The sequence below is a fragment of the Actinomadura rubteroloni genome, assembly GCF_002911665.1.
Lineage (GTDB): Bacteria > Actinomycetota > Actinomycetes > Streptosporangiales > Streptosporangiaceae > Spirillospora > Spirillospora rubteroloni.
Genome location: NZ_MTBP01000002.1, coordinates 1,386,972 through 1,404,318 on the forward strand (window position 1 = coordinate 1,386,972; position 17,347 = coordinate 1,404,318).

Sequence of the window (17,347 nt, forward strand, 5' to 3'; positions counted from 1 at the left end):
CGGAACGTCCATCCCCACATTCTCGGCTTGCTGCGCAACCGCTGCGCCCTGCTGCTCCTGGACAACACGCTCACCCTTTCCGGGAAAGGTCGGGAACTGCTCGTAATTGGAACGCCGTCATCATGCGCGACGCCGCGCCGGACGGGCCAGCGTCCAGTGGCGGCGACCGGCCCCGGCCTCGGACGGCGTGCCGAACCCGCTGGTCGCGCCGGGGCGCCACAACCGGCCACACGCCGCGGCACGTCGCCGGGAATCGACCGTTCCACGGGGTGCCCGGTGCTAGAGTGACGGCGATTCGGCCCGGAAACGACCAGGCGGCGAGAACGCGATGCCGACCCGTTCCGGGCGCACACTGCGTTGATGTGGATGGTTCCTGTGGTGCTGTCGGGAAGAGTTCTGCGTTTTGACGAGGTCCGCGGTTACGGGTTCATCGCGCCCGACGAGGGCGGTCCGGACGTCTTCGTCCACGCCAACGAACTCGCCGACGACGACAAGTCGGGGCTGATGCCCGGCACGATCGTCGAGTTCGAGGTCATGGAGGGCGAGCGGGGGCCGAAGGCGTTCGCGGTGCGCGTGGTCGGGCCGCCGCCCGGCCGCCGTGAGGCGTTCTCCGAGGTCACGGCCCGCGCGGCGGGCCCGGTGGGCGGGCCGAACGGCGACGACGTGCTGTGCGACGTCCTCGCGCCGTCGGAGTTCCGCGAGGAGGTCACCGAACTGTTCCTGCGCGGCGTCCCCGATCTCACCGGGGCGCAGATCGTGCGGCTGCGCGACACGCTGCTGCCGCTCGCGCAGAAGCACGGCTGGGTGGACGAATGACCACCTGCTGACCACCCAAGTCAGCGGGCGCTCTCTGCCTCCAGGAACCGGGCGAGCCGCGCGGTGCCCTCGGCGATCTCCGCCTCGCTCAGGTAGCTGGTGGACAGCCGGAGCTGGTCGTGGCCGCCGCCCTCGGGGTGGAAGTAGGACATCGGCGTCCAGATCACGCCGAACTCACGGGCCGAGCGGGTGAGCGCGGCCTCATCCGCGCGGAACGGCACGCTCATCGCCAGGAAGAACCCGCCCTCGGGCCGGTTCCACGCGACGCCGAGCGCGGCGCGGCGCGCGGCGGGCAGGTTGCGGTCGAGGTGGTCCAGGACGGTCCGCATCGCGTCGCCGTAGTAGGCGGCGGGGCCGGCGTTCAGCTCGGAGATCTTGCCGCCCGCCGCGAGCAGCGCGCCCGCGACGGCCGCCTGGCTGAGCGACGACGTGTTCACCGTGACCATGCTCTTGATCTTGGCGAGTTCGTCGGCGAGCAGGACGGTGCCGCCCGTCCCGTCCGCGACGCGCTGGTCGGCGACCACATAGCCGACGCGGGCACCCGGGAAGACGGTCTTGGAGAACGACCCGAGCTGCACGACCGTGCGGTTCCGGTCGAGCGACTTCAGCGACGGCAGCCGCTCGCCGGGGCTGACCATCCGGTACGGGCTGTCCTCCAGGATCAGCACGCCGTGCCGATGCGCGATGTCGAGCAGCGCCTCGCGGGCCCCGCGGGCGACCGTGTTCCCCGACGGGTTGGAGTGGTCCGGGACGACGTAGAACGCGCGCGGCCGACGACCCCGCGCCTTCTCGGCGACGATCGCGGCCTCCACGTCGGCGGCGTGCAGGCCGTCCGCGCGCTCGGGCACCGCCGTGATCGGGATGTCGAGGATGTGCGCCGCGCCGGTGATGCCGACGTAGCAGGGGCTCGCGGTGAGCAGCACGTCGTCCGGGCCGGCCGTCAGGGCGCGCAGCGCCAGCAGCATCCCCTCCTGCGCGCCGACCGTCACCACGATCGACGCGGGATCCACGTCGACGCCCTCGTCCACCCGCAGCGAATCGGCGATCAGCTCGCGGATCTGCCCGGCGGTCGGGCCGTACTGGTAGATCGCGGTGCGGACCTGCTGCGGCGTGCGGCCCTGCTCCTCCAGGTGGGCGAGGAAGCGGCGCAGGTGGGCGATGACGTCCTCGGTGTCGAAGAACCCGTCGTAGGGACGGCCCGGCGCGAACGACACCGCGTCCGGGTAGCGCATCGTGATCTCGTTGAGGAAGTTCATCGTGTCGAGCACGGGCGCGGAGAGGCTGGCGTGCAGCTCGTCGCGGCGCAGGTCGGCGCCGTCCGCAGGTGTGCGGTCCACGGGAACCCCCCAGGTGATCGTGGGCTGTCGTCGCGGCCCAGAATCACACGCGCCCGCCCGGCGGACAACGCTGTCCGCTGGACGGTGTTCGCCCCGACCGACCCCGACCGACCTCCCGGGCCACCGCCTCAGGTGACGCGTTCGCGCGGGGGCGGCGGCTCGGTGAAGACCGACGCCAGGTCGGGACGGCCGCGGACCTTCAGCTTGCGGTAGATCTTCGTCAGGTGCTGCTCGACCGTGCTGACCGTGATGTAGAGCTTCGCGGCGATCTGCCGGTTGGTCCAGCCGTCCGCCGCGAGCGCGGCGACGCGCTGCTCGGCGGCCGTCAGCTCCGCCTCGGGGCCGTCCGGGCCGGACGGTTCGTCCGGCAGCTCCGGCGCCCACAGCGGCCCCATCCGCGCGCGGCCGTGCTCGTCCAGCGCCGACCGCGCGGTGCGCAGGTCGGCCTCGGCGCGGCCCAGCTCACGCCGGTCGCCGCTGGCGCGCAGCGCGTCCACCGCCTCCTCCAGCAGCGTGACGCGCTCCTTCAGCCCGCCCGTCGCGGCGAGCAGCCGCAGCGCCACCCCGCGCGGCCGGGACGGGACGCCGGACGACAGCGCGATCTGCTCCTCGGCGAGCACCCGCGCCTCCTCCGCCCGGCCGAGCGCGAGCAGCGCCTCGGCGGCGTCGTTGCGCCAGTCGATGAGGCCGGTCGCGTCCAGGCCCCAGTCCGTCAGCATGACCCCGCACGCCCGGAAGTTCTCCAGCGCGGCCTGCGGCCGTCCCATCATGAGCTGGTGGCGGCCGAACGCGGCCAGGTAGGGCAACGAGAACGGGGTGTCGAACATCGCCTCCGGCACCTGGAGGTTGAGGTAGGAGCCGACGGCGCCCGCGTCGCCGAGGTCGGTCGCCGCGCGGACGGCCACCGCGAGCGGCACCCCGATCACCACGCCCCACGCCGCCGGGGAGATCGCGGTCAGCGCGGCGCGGGCGTGCTCGGCGGCCTCGGCGGCGTCGCCGCGGCGCAGCGCCGCCGACGCGCGCAGCGTCGCGAACAGCGCGCGGCGCAGCGGGACCTTGCGGATCCACGGCTCGGCGAGCAGCCGGTCGGCCCACCAGACGGCCTCGTCCACCTGGTCGGTGTGGATCAGCGACATCAGCGCGACGAGCGTGAGCGCGAGCGGGCCGTCCGCGCGGGTGCTGCGCAGGATCTGCTCGGTCGCGCGGAACGTGCCGTCCTCGCCGTCGCGGCCGGTCATCTGGGAGAGGAAGGTCAGCGCGGCGGTCGGCCCGCCCCACACCGTCGGGACGGCGGCGCCGTCGGGGGACGCGCCGTCGGGCAGCCCGGCGAGCCCGGGGAAGCAGAAGTGCAGCCACAGCCGGGTCAGCGACAGGTCGGACGAGATCGGCAGGCTCGGCGGGAGGCCGCGGTGGTCGTCCTCGCGGGACTCCACGATCCTCAGCAGGTCGCGCGCCTGGGGATAGTCGCCGCGCCACAGCAGGTGGTTGACCGGGATCATCGCCTCGCGGCCGGTGAGCGTCCCGGCGCGGACGGCGTCGGCGAGGCCGGGCAGGTGCCGGGACGCCGTGGCCGGGTCGAGGTGCCAGGCGGCGTCGGCGAGCGCGGCGGTGATGCGGGACTGGAGGACGGGGTCGGCGCACAGCCCGGACGCGTGCCGCAGGTAGCCGACCGCCTCGGCCGCGTCGCCGAGCGCCAGCGCCTCCTGCGCCGCCTCGCGCAGGATCTCGATCTGCCACGGCGCGCCCACGTCGTCGGCGGCGACCAGGCGGCGCGCGACACGGACCGCTCCCGCGCCGGTCTCGTGCAGCAGCCCGGCGGCGCGGCCGTGCATGGCGCGCAGGTCGTCCGGGGGGACGTCGCCGAGGACTGCCTGCCGCGCCTCCTCGTGCCGGAACCTCAGGTCGGCGAGCAGCCCGGCGGCGGTCAGGTCGGCCAGGCCGCGCCGGACGCTCGTGGCGTCCGCGCCGAGGTGGTCGGCGACCAGGCCCGGCACGACGGGGTCGCCGAGGACCGCGACGGCGCGCGCGACGGCCAGCGCGGACGGATCGGAGCGGTACAGGCAGCGCAGTACCGCGTTCCGGTACGACTCGCCGGGGACGAGCGCGCCGGGCGCGGACGCGGCCTGGTGGTCGTCCACGAGCGCCTGCGTGAGCAGCGGGTTCCCGCCGCCGGCCGCCGCGCACGCCGCCGCGACGCGCCGCGCCGTGTCCGGGCCGAGGCGCTGCTCGACGTGGGCGGCGACGCCGTCGTCGGCCAGCAGGCCGAGCCGGATGCGGTGGGCGTAGGGCAGGTTCAGCGTCTCGGCGTGCAGGGTGGCCAGGCGCCGTTCGTGCGAGGAGCACTCGTTGAACACGATCATGATCGCGGACGACTCGATGCGCCGGGCGATGTAGCGCAGGCACTGCAGGGACGGCTCGTCGGCGAAGTGGACGTCGTCCACGCCGATGACGAGCGGACGGTCGTTCCAGCGTTCGGCGACGGCCGCGTGGACGCCCTGCAGCACGTCGATCGGCGTCTGCCGGCCGCTGAGGATCTCGCGGCCGAGGTCGCCGGAGCCGTCGGCCCGCGCCCGCGCGTCGCCGTCCCGTCCCCCGATGGTGTTGAGCAGGTGGTCGATGAGGCCGAAGGGATCCATCCGTTCGCTGCCCGACGCCGTCACCGCGAAGAAGCGCCCGCCCCGCCGGGCGACGCGGTCGGCGAAGGCGTGCAGGAGAGCGGTCTTCCCCGAGCCCGCCGGTCCCCCGGTGAGCACCACCGCTCCTCTGCCGCCGACGCATCCGGTGTAGAGACGGTCGAGCAGGCGGAACTCGTCATCCCTTTCAATGAGCTTCACAAAGTTCCCCGTTGCTGGTCACTGCCCGCGGTGCCGCCGGGCGGAGGCCCGCTCACCGGCGCCGCGTCCTTCGTGATCGTTTGTGCGCGTGCCACCGGTGCACGGGGAGGTACGAAGGGAGCCGCTCTCCGTGACCGTTCCATTACCAGAAGAGTCTTACACGCTGCAAGAACGGCCGCAATGACCGTTTCGCGATCAAGCGATGCCAACGCGTGGGGATCGTACGTTGACCTGCGCAGTCCGGCGGGGCCGTTCCTCTTCCGGTCACTATCCGCTTCACTTCGCGCGCGACGACGTGTGAGACGAACGACCGGACGAACTCGGACGAATTGCGCATTTTCGGAGCGAAAAGAGCCCCACATCGACGATGGGCGCACGTGACGATAGGGAGAAAACCACCTACGTGACCATTCGGTCACCGGTCAGCCGATCCTGGCGCCGAGGACACCGGTTCCTTCCGCGAGAGATCCACGTCCGTCATTCGCCGCACCGACACCGCCTCCCGGGACCTGGATCGACTTTACGATCATTTTGCCACCGAGTCGGAGTACCGCGCCAGGACGCCCCGCCGAGCCGACGTTCCCGATCCGTGATCTGACCGGCCGCCGCCGCCCGGCGGCCGCCTTCGCCCCGCGTTTCGCCTACGGACGCACCGGATCGGGTGACCGGCGCGCGTCCGCGACGGCCTTTTTCGCGTGGATCGCCGGACTGGACGACGGCTCGGCCCGCGCGTCCCAGCCCCCTGCGCGCAGTCCCGCCGCCAACCCCGCCGCCGTGGGCGCGGGCACGGCGAACCGGACGTCCAGCACCGCGTCCGCGCCGGCGGCCGCCGCACCGGGGTCCCGGACGCGCTCCCCCGCCCCGGTACCAGCGCCGACGTCCGCGCCGACGTCACGCGGCGCGCGTCCGGAAAGGTCGGGGGCCGCCGTGACGGCGGCGTTGTCGGTGTTGCCGCCGAACGGCGCCGCCGCCGCGAGCAGGCGTGCCAGTTCGCCGGGACGGCCCGGGCAGCGCACCCGCACCGGGACCGTGTCGGCCGGGCCGTCCACGCGCGGCGCGGCCACCTCGCCGAGACCGGCCACGCCGCGTTCCAGCAGGTCGGTGAGGGTGGCGAGGCCGGCGGCCGCGGCCGGGCCGTCGGCGTCGCCGAGCGCGTCGAACGCCGCGACCAGCGCGGACACGTCGGCGTTCAGGGCGCGCAGCACGGCCGCGACGGCGGCGGCGTTCCCGCGCAGGATGTCGGCCCACAGCCGTGCGCTGCCGCCCGCGATGCGCGTCGTGTCGCGTAGGCCCTGCCCGGCGAGCAGCGGCGTCCCGGCCGGGCCGTCCAGCAGCCGCGCGGCCATCAGGCTCGCCGCCAGGTGCGGGACGTGCGAGGTCAGCGCCACCGTCTCGTCGTGCTCGCGCGCCGACAGCACCACCGGCGCGGCCCCGCACAGCGCGACGAGGTCCAGCGCGAGGTCGAACGCGTCCGGCGCGGTGCCGGCGTGCGGGACCAGCGCCCACGGACGGCCGTGGAACAGCTCCGCCGTGGCCGCGAGCGGCCCTGACCGCTCCCGGCCGCCGAGCGGATGCCCGCCGACGAACTGGGACGGATCGGGCGCCGTCGCGAGCACGGCGCACTCCGGCGCGGACTTCACGCTGGCCACGTCCGTGTACGCCCGCGCGAGGCCGCCCCCCTGCCGCTCGGCCAGGACCGCCGCGACCCGGCTCGGCGGGACGGCCAGCACCGCGAGGTCGACCGGCCCGGGCGGGGGCTCGGCGCGGCCCGCGCCGAGCGCCGCCGCCGTCCGCGCGGCCACCGGATCGCGGTCGGACAGGTACACCGCGACACCCCGGCGCCGCGCCGCGAGCGCCACCGACGTGCCGATCAGGCCGGTGCCGACGACGCACATGCTGCGGATCACGAGACATCACCCGTTCATGGGCCGCGGTGCGGCCGGAATACGGCGCGACCGGCGCCCGATTCGTGGTCGCGGCGGCCTCGGCCGCGAAACCATAAAGGCGCGGCCCAGCGTAGGCGGGACGCCCGCGCGACGGCCAGGCGCGCGACTCTGGACGGTTACCCCGCAATTGCGCACCGAAGGTGAACCGCATATGACCGACGCGGACAGGTAAACGGATCCGGGTGGCTGCGCGTCCACCGTTCGTACGGACTGGAGACGCCCACCGGCCCCCCGTAGGATCGTCCCCGTCCCCGTGGCCCAAAGGCAGAGGCGGACCCCTTAAAAGGGTCTAGTTGTCGGTTCGAGTCCGACCGGGGATACCAGTTTCGACCCGCGCCCCCCGCGCCCGCTTCCGCCGTCGCTTTCCGTGGCCAGATCGGCGATCCCGCTTCTACAGTTTCAGCAAAACTGTTCCTGTTCGAGCGGAGAACTCCATGAACGCTTCGCGTGCCGCCGGCCGCGGTCCCGATCTGTCGATCGACTATGTCGAGATGTACGTCGCCGACCTGGAGGCGGCGGCGTTCGGGTGGGTGGACCGGTACGCCTTCACCGTCGTCGGCTCGGGCGGGTCCCGCGACCACCGGTCCGTGGCGCTGCGGCACGGGGACGTCACCCTCGTCCTCACGCAGGCCACGTCCGACGACCATCCCGCGTCCGCGTACGTCTCGGCGCACGGCGACGGCGTCGCCGACATCGCGTTACGCACGACCGACGCGACCGCCGTGTTCGACGCGGCGGTGGCGGCGGGCGCGACCCCGCTGCGGCGGCCGTCCCGGCACGCGGGCGAGGGACCGGCCGTCACCGCCGTGCTCGCCGGGTTCGGGGACGTCGCCCACACGCTCGTGGAACGTCCCGCCGGGGACGGTCCCGGGCTGCCGGTCGGGCTCGTCCCGTCGCTGCCCAAACGCGCCGAGCGGCCCCGCGACGTCGGCATCACCGGGCTCGACCACGTCGCGGTCTGCGTGGACGGCGGCGCGCTCGAAGCCACCGCCGCCTTCTACGTCCGCGCGCTCGGCTTCACCGAGATCTTCCAGGAGCGGATCGTCGTCGGCGCGCAGGCGATCGAGTCGACCGTCGTGCAGAGCCCGTCCGGCGCGGTGACGCTCACGCTCCTCGAACCCGACCTCGACGCCGCGCCCGGCCAGGTCGACGAGTTCCTCAAGAGCCACCAGGGCCCCGGCGTGCAGCACCTGGCGTTCTCCGCCCGCGACGCGGTGCGCGCCGTCCGGGCGCTGTCGGCGCGCGGCGTCGGGTTCCTGCGCACCCCGGACGCCTACTACGACCTGCTCGGCGAGCGCATCGCGCTGGACGCGGACCGGATCGCCGCGCTGCGCGCCACCCACGTCGTCGCCGACGAGGACCACGCGGGCCGGCTGTTCCAGATCTTCACCGCGTCCGACCACCCCCGGCACACGCTCTACTTCGAGATCATCGAGCGGCAGGACGCCGCCGAGTTCGGCAGCGCGAACATCAAGGCGCTGTACGAGGCCGTCGAGCTGGAGAGGACGGGCCGGCGTGCGTTCCAGCGGTGACCTCGGCCTGCACAGCCTCGACGACGCCGAGCGGGCCGCCGCCGCGGCGCTGCCGCCCGAGGTCCGCGACTTCGTGGCGGGCGGCAGCGGCCGGGAGACCACCCTCGACGCCAACCGCGCCGCGTTCGACGCGCTGTTCGTCGTGCCGCGCGTCCTGCGGGACGTGTCGGGCTGCACGACGGCGACGACGCTGCTCGGCCGTCCGGCGGCGCTGCCGGTGGCCGCCGCGCCCGTCGCCTACCAGCGGCTCGTCCATCCCGAAGGGGAGCTGGCGGCGGTGCGCGCGGCGGCGGCGGCCGGAGTGCCTTTCACGGCGAGCACGCTGAGCAGCGTCCCGCTCGACGCGCTCACGGCGGTGGGCGGGACGGTCTGGTTCCAGCTCTACTGGCTGCGCGACGAGCGCCGCACGGTCGAGCTGGTGCGGCGCGCCGAGGACACCGGGTGCGCCGCGCTGATGCTGACCGTGGACGTCCCGTGGATGGCGCGGCGGCTGCGCGACGTCCGCAACGGCTTCGCGCTGCCCGACGGCGTGCGCGCCGCCGAGGTCGACACGGGCGGCGCGGCGCACCACCGCGCGGCGGGCGCGTCGTCGGTGGCGGCCCACACCGGGCAGGCGTTCTCGTCCGGGCTGACGTGGGCGTCGGTGGAGCGGCTGCGGGCGCTGACGCGGCTGCCGCTCGTGCTGAAGGGCGTGCTGGCGCCGGAGGACGCGCGCCGCGCCGCCGAGTTCGGCGTGGACGCGCTGGTCGTCTCCAACCACGGCGGACGGCAGCTCGACGGCGCGGTGCCGAGCATCGACGCGCTGCCCGCGGTGGCGGACGCGGCGGGCCCCGCGTGCGAGGTGCTGCTCGACAGCGGGGTCCGAAGCGGGACGGACGTGCTCCGCGCCCTGGCGCTCGGCGCGTCCGGGGTCCTGGTCGGACGGCCGCTGGTGTGGGGCCTGGCGGCGGCCGGTGAGGACGGCGTGCGCCGCGTCCTGGACCTGCTCGGCGGCGAACTGCGCGACGCCCTCGGCCTGGCGGGCTGCCACGACCCCAGCGACGCGCGCGGCCTGCGGACCGTCAGCCGACAGCAACCGCACCGCCCGGCGCCGGAACGCGGCCTGAGCAACGCGAGCGCCTAAGCGGATGCCCGGGGGGACGCACGTCCCCCCGGGCATCCGTGCCGGGCGACTTCGCGGGGCGCCCTTGCCCAGCGTCGTTGCCCGGCGTCCTTCGGGCGTGCCTGCCGGGCGTCCTTGCCCGACGTCCTTGCCCGACGACCTGCCCGGGCGTTCTGGCCGGACGTTCTGCCCGGCGTCTTCGCGGGGTGTTCTTGTGGGGGGTTCTATTGGGCGGGGCGCGGCCCGCCGCCGGCGGGGAGGGCGGCGGGGCGCGTCCAGGTGTCCAACCGTTCGGATGCGGCGCTTGGACGGTTAGCTGATCTTCGCGATGTCGGCTTCGACGCGGACGGCGAAGTCGTTCCAGATCCCGGCGAACTGCCGGGCCAGGTCCGCGACGATCGCGCTGCAGTGCGGGGGCACGTTGCCGCTGAGCGCCTCCCACTCCTCGGCCGGGAGGGCGTGGACGGTCAGCAGCCGCAGCAGGTTGCGGCCGGTCTCGGTGAACCGCAGCGCCGGGTCGGCCTTGAGGCGGGCGACCAGCGCGGCGCGGTCCGGCGCGGGGCCGCGCCGCCCGCGTCCGGCGGCCCGGTTGAGCCCGATCGCCGGGACGGCCCGCGCGCCGTCGGCGTCGGCCGTCCGGTTCTGCGCGGCCCGGTCGCGGCGCCGCTGCGGGACGGGGTCGAGCCCGAGCGCCAGCCGGTTGCGGACGTCGCGCACGGTCTCGGGGGAGATCCCGGCGACGCGCGCGACCTGCCGCAGGGACAGGGCGGGGTTCTCGGTCAGCAGGTCGCCGGCGACCCGGCGGCCCGCGGACCCGTCGATCGGGCGGACCCGGCCGTCCTGCCCGATCCTGATGCCCTCGGGTCCGGCGCCGCCCGCGAGCCTGCGCCGGATCTCCGCGACGGTGCGCGGCGCGATGCCGGTGACGGACGCGACCCTGCGGTCCGACCACTCGGCGTGCCAGACGATGATGCGCTCGGCCGCCCGCTTGCGGTCGGCGAGCGAGAGCGGGAGCCCGTGGGTGACGTTCGAGCGGACGGCGAGGACGAACGCGTCGGCCTCCCCTCCGTCGAAGAACCGGACCGCGATCGTCTCCTGCCCCCGCAGGCGCGCCGCCCGCAGCCGGTGGAAGCCGTCCACCACCCGCATCGTCCCGCGGTGGACGATGATCGGCGGCAGTTCCTCCTCCGACGCCGCCAGCGTCTCGACGTGTTCCGGATCCTCCCCCGCGAGCCGTGGCGATCCCGCCACGGTGAGCGCGTCGACCGGTACCCGCACGACGGGTCCGCGGTCGAACTCGGCCTGATCAAGCTGCATGCCAGCTCCTCGTGATCTGATCCGGCCGTGCGCGAGCGGCCTCGCGACGACCGGTCCCCACCTGGCGCGCGGTGCTCCGGCCGCCCGCCGGTGACCGCACGCGAGACACGGTCGGGCCGCCTCCGGGCGGAGGACGGACAGACCGATCGGTCAGGCGTCGATCCAGTCCGGGCCCGTCCCGACGGCACCAGTAGCAAAGGCCCCGAATCTCGGCATTTCCCCGAAATTGGTGGTGCGCTCCCTCGCCACAGCCTCACCCTCCTCGGCGTGGCGGTCGGCACGGGCGAACGACTGGAATTGCGGCGTCCTCCGATGCTTTGACGGTAATGGGGCCTGTTCAGGGCATGAACCCCTAGGCAACCCCTATCGGCACCCCTAGGCCGTGACCCCTAGGGGTGCCCTACACAGGGTCGTCTTTACGATCAACACCGACTTTTCCTCCCAAAGTTGCTATTTCAACATTTGGGACGAATGCCCCGCTTCAGGCGATCGTGGCGGCGGCCGGCGCCGGCATCGTCAGCGTCCGGCCCATGAGCGGCGCGAGGACCGCCGCCGTGTCGGCGATCTCCGCGATGTCCGGCCCCGACAGCGCCTGCGGGCCGTCGCACAGCGCCTCCTCGGGACGCGGGTGGACGTCCACGATCACCCCGTCCGCGCCCACCGCGATCGCCGCCCGCGTCAGCGGCACCACCAGCTCGCGGCGCCCGCCCGAGTGCGACGGGTCCACGATGATCGGCAGGTGCGACAGCCGCTGCGCGACCGGGACGGCGGCGATGTCCAACGTGTTGCGCGTCGCCTTCTCGAACGTCCGGATGCCGCGCTCGCACAGCACGATGTCGAGGTTGCCGCGCTGGGCGATGTACTCGGCCGCCATCAGCCATTCCTCGATCGTCGAGCTGAACCCGCGCTTGAGCAGCACCGGCAGGCCCGCGTCCCCGGCGGCCTGGAGCAGCGCGAAGTTCTGCGCGTTGCGCGTCCCGATCTGGAGCATGTCGACGTAGGACGCGACCAGCTCGACCGCGCCCGGCTCGATGACCTCGGTGACGATCGGCAGGCCCGTCTCGGCGCGCACGTCGGCGAGGATCCGCAGCCCCTCGACGCCGAGGCCCTGGAACGCGTACGGCGACGTCCGGGGCTTGAACGCCCCGCCGCGCAGCAGCGACGCGCCCGCCGCGCGCGCCATCAGCGCCGCCTCCAGCGTCTGCTCGGGCGTCTCCACCGCGCACGGCCCGGCGATCACCGTCAGCGTGTCCGGGCCGATCGGGACGCCGCCGACGCGGATCACCGAGCGCTGCGGATGGTGCTCGCGGCTGACCAGCTTGTACGGGACGGAGATCCGCACGACCTCCAGCACGCCCCGCCGTCCGCCGAGGTTCAGCCGCTCGAAGTCGGGGACGTCGCCGATCAGGCCGATGATCGTCCGCGACACCCCCCGGCTCACGAACGCGTCCCCGCCCGCCGTGCGGACGAGCGCGACGACCGCGTCGATGTCCTCCTGCGTGGCCCCGGGGGCCATCACCACCACCATGATCGTTCTCCTCCTCGGTCGCGCGCCCGAGGGAGAGAGGTGTCCGGACGCGGGGGAAATGCGGAAAAAGTTCGTCAGGCCCCGGCGCGCGTCACGACCGCCGACCGGTCGGCCGGGGCGCCGAGGAAGCGGAGCAGCGCGGCGTTCACCGCGTCCGGACGCTCCAGGTAGCCGTAGTGCCCGCAGCCGGCGATCTCCTCGTAGCGGGCGCCGGGGATCGCGGCGGCGACCTCCCGGCCGAGGCCGGGGCGGGCCACCAGGTCGTCGGCGAAGCCGAGGACGAGGCAGGGGCAGCCGATCCCGGCGTAGGCGGGCCGGCGGTCGGGGATGAGGTCGACGCCGAGCTGGCCCCGGATCGCCGTGAGGTCGGGCGCGGACATCTCCAGGATGTCGAGCCAGTCGCGGACGCGGTCGTCGTCGGCGAGCGTGCTCGGGGCCAGGTTCTGGAGCGCCCGGATCACCGCGTTGAACCGGGCCGGAATCTGGACGCCGCTGTCGCACAGCTCGATCTCGGCGGCCGTGACCGCCGCCGCGAGCGGGTCGGACCGGCCGCGCGTCGCCATCAGCACCGCCCGCTCGGCCAGGTCGGGCCGCGCGACGAGCAGTTCCTGGACGATCATCGCGCCGAGCGAGAACCCGACGACCCGGCAGGGCGCCGCGTCGAGGTGCTCGATCAGCCCGGCCGTGTCGGCGGCCATGTCCGCGAGCGTGAAGTCCCCGCCGGTGTCGCTCGGCGGGATGCCGCGGTTGTCCATGGTGACGGCGCGGTAGCCCGCCGCCAGCAGCGCCGGGACCTGGTGCGTCCGCCACACGCGGCCGGGCGCGCCCGTGCCGGTGACCAGCAGCACCACGGGGCCGGACGCGCCGTGGACCTCATAGCCCACCCGGACGCCGTTGATCGAGACGACCGGCATCGGTCGGCCCTCCTTGTTCGCGGCGGCGTGCGCCCGGCGCGGCGGCCGGGCGCCCGGAGCGGACGGGTCAGCCGGCGGCCTCGTACTGCTTCATCTCCTCGACCAGGCTCTTGGGCCGCATGTCGGTCCAGTTCTCCTCGATGTAGGCCAGGCACGCGGCGCGCCCGTCCTCGCCGTGCGCGACCGTCCAGCCCGCCGGGACGTCCGCGAAAGCCGGCCAGAGCGAATACTGGCCCTCGTCGTTGACGAGCACGTAATAGGACGCGTTTTCGTCTTCAAAGGGGTTCGTCATGATCGGCCTCTCTGGTCTTCCCGAAACGCTCTGGGAGAACTTCGGTGGTCCTGCCGGAAAACGTAACCGACCCGTCGAGAAACGGGCAAGAGCTGCGACTCGCCGTCCAGAACTGCGCCGGTAATTCCGATAAATAGGGCGAATCGGAACGCCCTCGGGGCGCGACCACGCGCCGTGACCGTCCCCGCCGGTTCTGATACCGGAACGAAACTTCCCGTCTCGTACGGTCGAGCCGAACACGATCCGCCGACGGACGGAGACAGGCGATGACGAGCGGCGGACCCCGGTCGAGTCATGGCGACATGGCGCCCCCGCGGCCGGCGGCCCGCCCGAAGGAGCGTCCGGAGCGGCCCGGCCTGCCCCGCAGGCCGGCGGGCGTTGCCGTCGTCGATCGTCCCGGGCCGGTTCGCCGGTCCGCCGTCCGCCTCGGGGAGCCGGTGGGCCTGGCCGCACCGCGGGCGGATCGTGTTCGGCCCGCCCGCTCCACCCGGCCGCCTCGCGGCGCGGGGTGGAGCGGGCGCGGTCCCGCCCTCAGCTCCGGGCGAGATCGGGACGCAGCACCTGCGCCCCGCCGAGGTACACGTGCCGGACGGACGAGCGCGGCCGGTCGGCCTCGGCGTGCGCGAGCAGCCGCACGATCCGGGGCGCCGCGCCCGGCACGTCGATCTCGGCCGCGCACATCAGCGGCACCCCGGCCAGGCCGCCGAGCCGCGCGGCCAGGGCCGGGAACTCGGCGGTCAGATCGGGCGTCGCGGTGAACAGCACGCTGACCAGGTCGGCCGCGCCGAGCACGTTGCGCTCCAGCACCGCGCCGACCAGCTCACCGGTCGCCGCGAGGATGGCGTCCCGCGTGTCGCGCTCGACCTGGACGGCGCCGCGGATCGCGAGCAGGGTCATCGGACGGCTCCCGTCAGCCCTGCGCGGGCGCCTGCCAGAGCATGCCGTCGTCGGACGTCACGAGCCCGCCGGGGAACATCGGCGTGTCCGGGCCCAGGTCGGCGCCGAGCAGCGCGCGGCCCTGCACCTGCCCGCTCTCCTGCATCGCCTGCCGGACGACCGACGACTTGAACAGCGGGACCATGCTGTCGCCCTCGGCGGCCATCGCGTCCACGGCCCCGGCGAACTCCGCCGACGCCTTCTTGAAGCGCAGCGCGGCGGACTCGGCGTCGTTCAGCCCGAACTCGGCCGAGGACACGCCCGCGACCAGGTCCACGAACGACTCCAGCTCGCCGTACTGGTTCTGGGTGACCTTCTTGGCCGACCAGAAGTAGGAGTCCTCGTCCACGTGCATGTCGTAGAACGACATCAGGAACTCGTAGAACACGCTGTACTCGCGCACGTAGCGGGCCTCGAACTCCTCGAAGGCCTTCTCCTGGTCGACCGTCCCGGCCAGCACGCTGTTGATGGAGCGGGCCGCCAGCAGCGCGCCGTAGGTGGCGAGGTGGACGCCGGAGGAGAACACCGGGTCCACGAAGCACGCCGCGTCGCCGACCAGCACCAGGCCCGGCTTCCAGAACTTCGTCTGCCGGTAGGAGTAGTCCTTGCGGACGCGGATCTCGCCGTACTGGCCGGTCGTGACGCGCGTCGCGTCGGACAGGAAGTCCTTGATCATCGGGCATTCGGCGATGAGCGAGTTCAGCGCCTTCTCGGGGTCGCCCTGGATCTTCTCGGCCATGTCGTGCCGTACGACGACGCCGACGCTGGTCAGCGTGTCGCTGAGCGGGATGTACCAGAACCAGCCGCTGTCGAACGCGACGCACAGGATGTTCCCCGACGTCGGCTCGGCCATCCGCTTGCCGTTCTCGAAGTAGCCGAACAGCGCGAGGCTGCGGAAGAAGTCGGAGTACTCGCGCTTGCCGCCGACGGCCTTGTGGATGCCGCTGCGGTTGCCGGACGCGTCCACGACCCACTTCGCGCGGACCTCGTGCCGCTCGCCGGACGCGTCGGTGTAGACGACGCCGACGACCCGCCCGTCCTCCTCCACGACGTTCTGCACCGACGCCTGCTGCCGGACCTGCACGCCCTTCTCGGCCGCGTTGTCCAGCAGGATCTTGTCGAACTTGGACCGCTCGACCTGGAACGCCGTGGACGTCGGGCCGGCGGTGCGCGGCGACACCGAGAACGAGAACGTCCACGGCTCGGGGTTGGCGCCCCAGCGGAACGTGCCGCCGTGCTTGAGCATGAAGCCCGCGTCGATGATCTTGTCGGTGGCGCCCGTCATCCGGCACACGCCGTGGATCGTGGACGGCAGCAGCGACTCCCCGATCTGGTACCGGGGAAAGGTCTCCTTCTCTAACAGCAGGACGTCGTGGCCCTGCATCGCCACCAGCGTCCCCAGCGTCGATCCGCCGGGGCCGCCGCCGACCACCACGACGTCGAACTCCTCGTGACCTTCGGTTCCCATGTGCCGTCGCCCTTCTCGTGGCTGTTGCGATGACGCCGAAGCCCGACGTCGCGGCCTGCGTCCCGGTCATGGTGCGCGGCGCACGGCACCGTCCACCAGTCGGGCCGCCCGGTCAGCGGCCCGTCGCCGACTGCCGCTCGACGGCCTCGTAGAGCGCCTTGATGTTGTTGCTGCCGAACGTGCGGGCGCCGCGCCGGTCGATGACCTCGTCGAAGTAGGTGCGGCGCGGGTGGGCCGACTCGGTGAAGATCTGGAGCATGACGCCGCCGTGGTCGCGGTCGGCGAGGATGTTCAGCTCGCGCAGCGTCTCGGTCGGGACGCCGACCTGGCCGAGCCGGCCGGGCAGCTCGTCGTAGTAGGCGTCCGGCGTGGTCAGGAAGCGGACGCCGCGCGCCGAGATCGTCCCGACGGCGCGGGCGATGTCGTCGGTCAGGTAGGCGACGTGCTGGATGCCGGGGCCGCCGTGCCCGGCGACGAACGCGTCGATCTGGCCCGGCGAGCGGGACGTGTCGGGCTCCAGGATCGTGAACGTCAGCCCGCGCGAGCGGCTCTGGATCACCTTGGAGCGCATCGCCTGGTTGCCGACGACGATCTGCTCCTCGAACGTGACCTCCATCCCGAACACCTCGGCGTAGCGGCGGATCATCGGGTCGAGGTCGCCCGTCGGGACGCACACGGCGAAGTGGTCGATGTCGGTCAGCAGGCCCTCGCCCGCCGGGTCGCCGGTCTCGGCGAACGCGCCCGGCGCGAACGGGCCGCCCGGCCGCTCCCGGGAGACGAAGCGGTGCTCGACGTCGCCGAAGCCCGCCACGGACGCGAACGTGACGCGTCCGCCGTCGGGGCCGAGCGTCTCGGGCGGCGCGACCGGCTCGGCGCCGCGTTCCACGGCGGCGGCGAACGCGGCCTGCGCGTCGTCGACCGTGAGGCCGATGACGGCGACGCCGTCGCCGTGCCGTTCGACGTACTCGGCGGCGCGGTGGCGGCTGCCGGTCGCGGCGGTCAGCAGCACGGTGATGTCGCGCTGGCGCAGCAGGACGGACGTGTAGCCCGCCTCCCCCGCGCCCCACGGCGTGCTGCGCCCGGTGATCGCGAACCCGTAGGCGTGCGCGAGCCGCGCCGCCGCCTGGTCCGCGTCCGCGACGAATAACTCGATGTGATCGACCGATCGGATGTCCACGGAAACTCCTCCGTCGGGGCGCGCCGGCCAGGCGTGCCCGGTCGTCCGGCCCGTCCGCCGGCCGGGAGTCCCGACGTCCAACCGCGCGTTCGGCGGCACTTGGACGGTCTCCCGCCGGCGGACGGAACGCCGGGATCGCCGGCGCCGC

The 17,347-nt window shown here is 73.9% G+C and carries 13 protein-coding genes and 1 tRNA gene; 4 read left to right on the forward strand and 10 right to left on the reverse strand.

The genetic code is table 11. From position 1 onward, the window contains the following. Nucleotides 1-360 precede the first annotated feature (360 nt). A complete protein-coding gene (locus BTM25_RS18035; protein ID WP_235828464.1) occupies nucleotides 361-816 on the forward strand; it encodes a cold-shock protein in 456 nt (151 codons plus the stop codon). A gap of 20 nt (nucleotides 817-836) precedes the next feature. Here BTM25_RS18035 and BTM25_RS18040 read toward each other — a convergent pair whose 3' ends face one another. The 3 genes from BTM25_RS18040 to BTM25_RS18050 all read right to left on the reverse strand — a co-directional run bounded on the left by BTM25_RS18040 (nucleotide 837) and on the right by BTM25_RS18050 (nucleotide 6,894). Then, complete coding sequence (locus BTM25_RS18040; RefSeq protein ID WP_205648137.1) at nucleotides 837-2,153, reverse strand: aminotransferase-like domain-containing protein; 1,317 nt, start codon at nucleotides 2,151-2,153, stop codon at nucleotides 837-839. 128 nt (nucleotides 2,154-2,281) lie between these two features. Next, the gene (locus tag BTM25_RS18045) at nucleotides 2,282-4,987 is read right to left on the reverse strand and encodes a helix-turn-helix transcriptional regulator (RefSeq protein WP_103564025.1); all 2,706 of its coding nucleotides are present in this window, start codon (nucleotides 4,985-4,987) and stop codon (nucleotides 2,282-2,284) included. Between the two features lie 641 nt (nucleotides 4,988-5,628). Continuing rightward, nucleotides 5,629-6,894: a prephenate dehydrogenase gene (locus BTM25_RS18050; RefSeq protein ID WP_205648138.1), complete on the reverse strand. Its 1,266-nt coding sequence runs from the start codon at nucleotides 6,892-6,894 to the stop codon at nucleotides 5,629-5,631. A gap of 286 nt (nucleotides 6,895-7,180) precedes the next feature. On the opposite strand from BTM25_RS18050, the gene BTM25_RS18055 reads away from it, so the two are divergent. From BTM25_RS18055 to BTM25_RS18065, 3 genes are all read left to right on the forward strand, one after another. After that, a tRNA-Leu gene (locus BTM25_RS18055) sits at nucleotides 7,181-7,256 on the forward strand. Between the two features lie 111 nt (nucleotides 7,257-7,367). Next, complete coding sequence (gene hppD / locus BTM25_RS18060) at nucleotides 7,368-8,465, forward strand: 4-hydroxyphenylpyruvate dioxygenase (RefSeq protein ID WP_103564026.1); 1,098 nt, start codon at nucleotides 7,368-7,370, stop codon at nucleotides 8,463-8,465. Further along, nucleotides 8,449-9,588, forward strand: a complete 1,140-nt coding sequence (locus BTM25_RS18065; protein WP_103564027.1) for an alpha-hydroxy acid oxidase — start codon at nucleotides 8,449-8,451, stop codon at nucleotides 9,586-9,588. Before hppD (BTM25_RS18060) ends, BTM25_RS18065 begins: the two co-directional genes overlap by 17 nt. A gap of 291 nt (nucleotides 9,589-9,879) precedes the next feature. Here BTM25_RS18065 and BTM25_RS18070 read toward each other — a convergent pair whose 3' ends face one another. The 7 genes from BTM25_RS18070 to hppD (BTM25_RS18100) all read right to left on the reverse strand — a co-directional run bounded on the left by BTM25_RS18070 (nucleotide 9,880) and on the right by hppD (BTM25_RS18100) (nucleotide 17,199). Then, nucleotides 9,880-10,884 (reverse strand): ParB/RepB/Spo0J family partition protein, encoded by a 1,005-nt coding sequence (locus BTM25_RS18070; protein WP_103564028.1) that lies wholly within the window; start codon nucleotides 10,882-10,884, stop codon nucleotides 9,880-9,882. Between the two features lie 481 nt (nucleotides 10,885-11,365). Beyond that, nucleotides 11,366-12,412 (reverse strand): 3-deoxy-7-phosphoheptulonate synthase, encoded by a 1,047-nt coding sequence (gene aroF, locus BTM25_RS18075; RefSeq protein WP_103564029.1) that lies wholly within the window; start codon nucleotides 12,410-12,412, stop codon nucleotides 11,366-11,368. 74 nt (nucleotides 12,413-12,486) lie between these two features. Further along, on the reverse strand, nucleotides 12,487-13,326 hold the full coding sequence (locus BTM25_RS18080; protein WP_103564030.1) for an alpha/beta fold hydrolase: 840 nt from the start codon (nucleotides 13,324-13,326) through the stop codon (nucleotides 12,487-12,489). A gap of 67 nt (nucleotides 13,327-13,393) precedes the next feature. Continuing rightward, complete coding sequence (locus BTM25_RS18085; RefSeq protein ID WP_103564031.1) at nucleotides 13,394-13,618, reverse strand: MbtH family protein; 225 nt, start codon at nucleotides 13,616-13,618, stop codon at nucleotides 13,394-13,396. A 531-nt stretch (nucleotides 13,619-14,149) separates the two neighbouring features. Beyond that, nucleotides 14,150-14,515 (reverse strand): chorismate mutase, encoded by a 366-nt coding sequence (gene aroH / locus BTM25_RS18090; protein WP_103564032.1) that lies wholly within the window; start codon nucleotides 14,513-14,515, stop codon nucleotides 14,150-14,152. Nucleotides 14,516-14,528: 13 nt separating this feature from the next. Next, entirely contained in the window at nucleotides 14,529-16,022 is a 1,494-nt protein-coding gene (locus BTM25_RS18095; RefSeq protein WP_103564033.1) for a tryptophan 7-halogenase, read from the reverse strand. 112 nt (nucleotides 16,023-16,134) lie between these two features. After that, entirely contained in the window at nucleotides 16,135-17,199 is a 1,065-nt protein-coding gene (hppD, locus tag BTM25_RS18100) for a 4-hydroxyphenylpyruvate dioxygenase (protein ID WP_103564034.1), read from the reverse strand. Between the last annotated feature and the right edge of the window lie 148 nt (nucleotides 17,200-17,347).

Excerpts from the sequence above, each read along its gene's own strand:
- BTM25_RS18070 (WP_103564028.1), bottom strand. The coding sequence starts at position 10,884 with ATGCAGCTTGATCAGGCCGAGTTCGACCGCGGACCCGTCGTGCGGGTA.
- aroF (WP_103564029.1), bottom strand. The coding sequence starts at position 12,412 with ATGGTGGTGGTGATGGCCCCCGGGGCCACGCAGGAGGACATCGACGCG.
- BTM25_RS18080 (WP_103564030.1), bottom strand. The coding sequence starts at position 13,326 with ATGCCGGTCGTCTCGATCAACGGCGTCCGGGTGGGCTATGAGGTCCAC.
- BTM25_RS18095 (WP_103564033.1), bottom strand. The coding sequence starts at position 16,022 with ATGGGAACCGAAGGTCACGAGGAGTTCGACGTCGTGGTGGTCGGCGGC.
- BTM25_RS18085 (WP_103564031.1), bottom strand. The coding sequence starts at position 13,618 with ATGACGAACCCCTTTGAAGACGAAAACGCGTCCTATTACGTGCTCGTC.
- aroH (WP_103564032.1), bottom strand. The coding sequence starts at position 14,515 with ATGACCCTGCTCGCGATCCGCGGCGCCGTCCAGGTCGAGCGCGACACG.
- BTM25_RS18035 (WP_235828464.1), top strand. The coding sequence starts at position 361 with ATGTGGATGGTTCCTGTGGTGCTGTCGGGAAGAGTTCTGCGTTTTGAC.
- hppD (WP_103564026.1), top strand. The coding sequence starts at position 7,368 with ATGAACGCTTCGCGTGCCGCCGGCCGCGGTCCCGATCTGTCGATCGAC.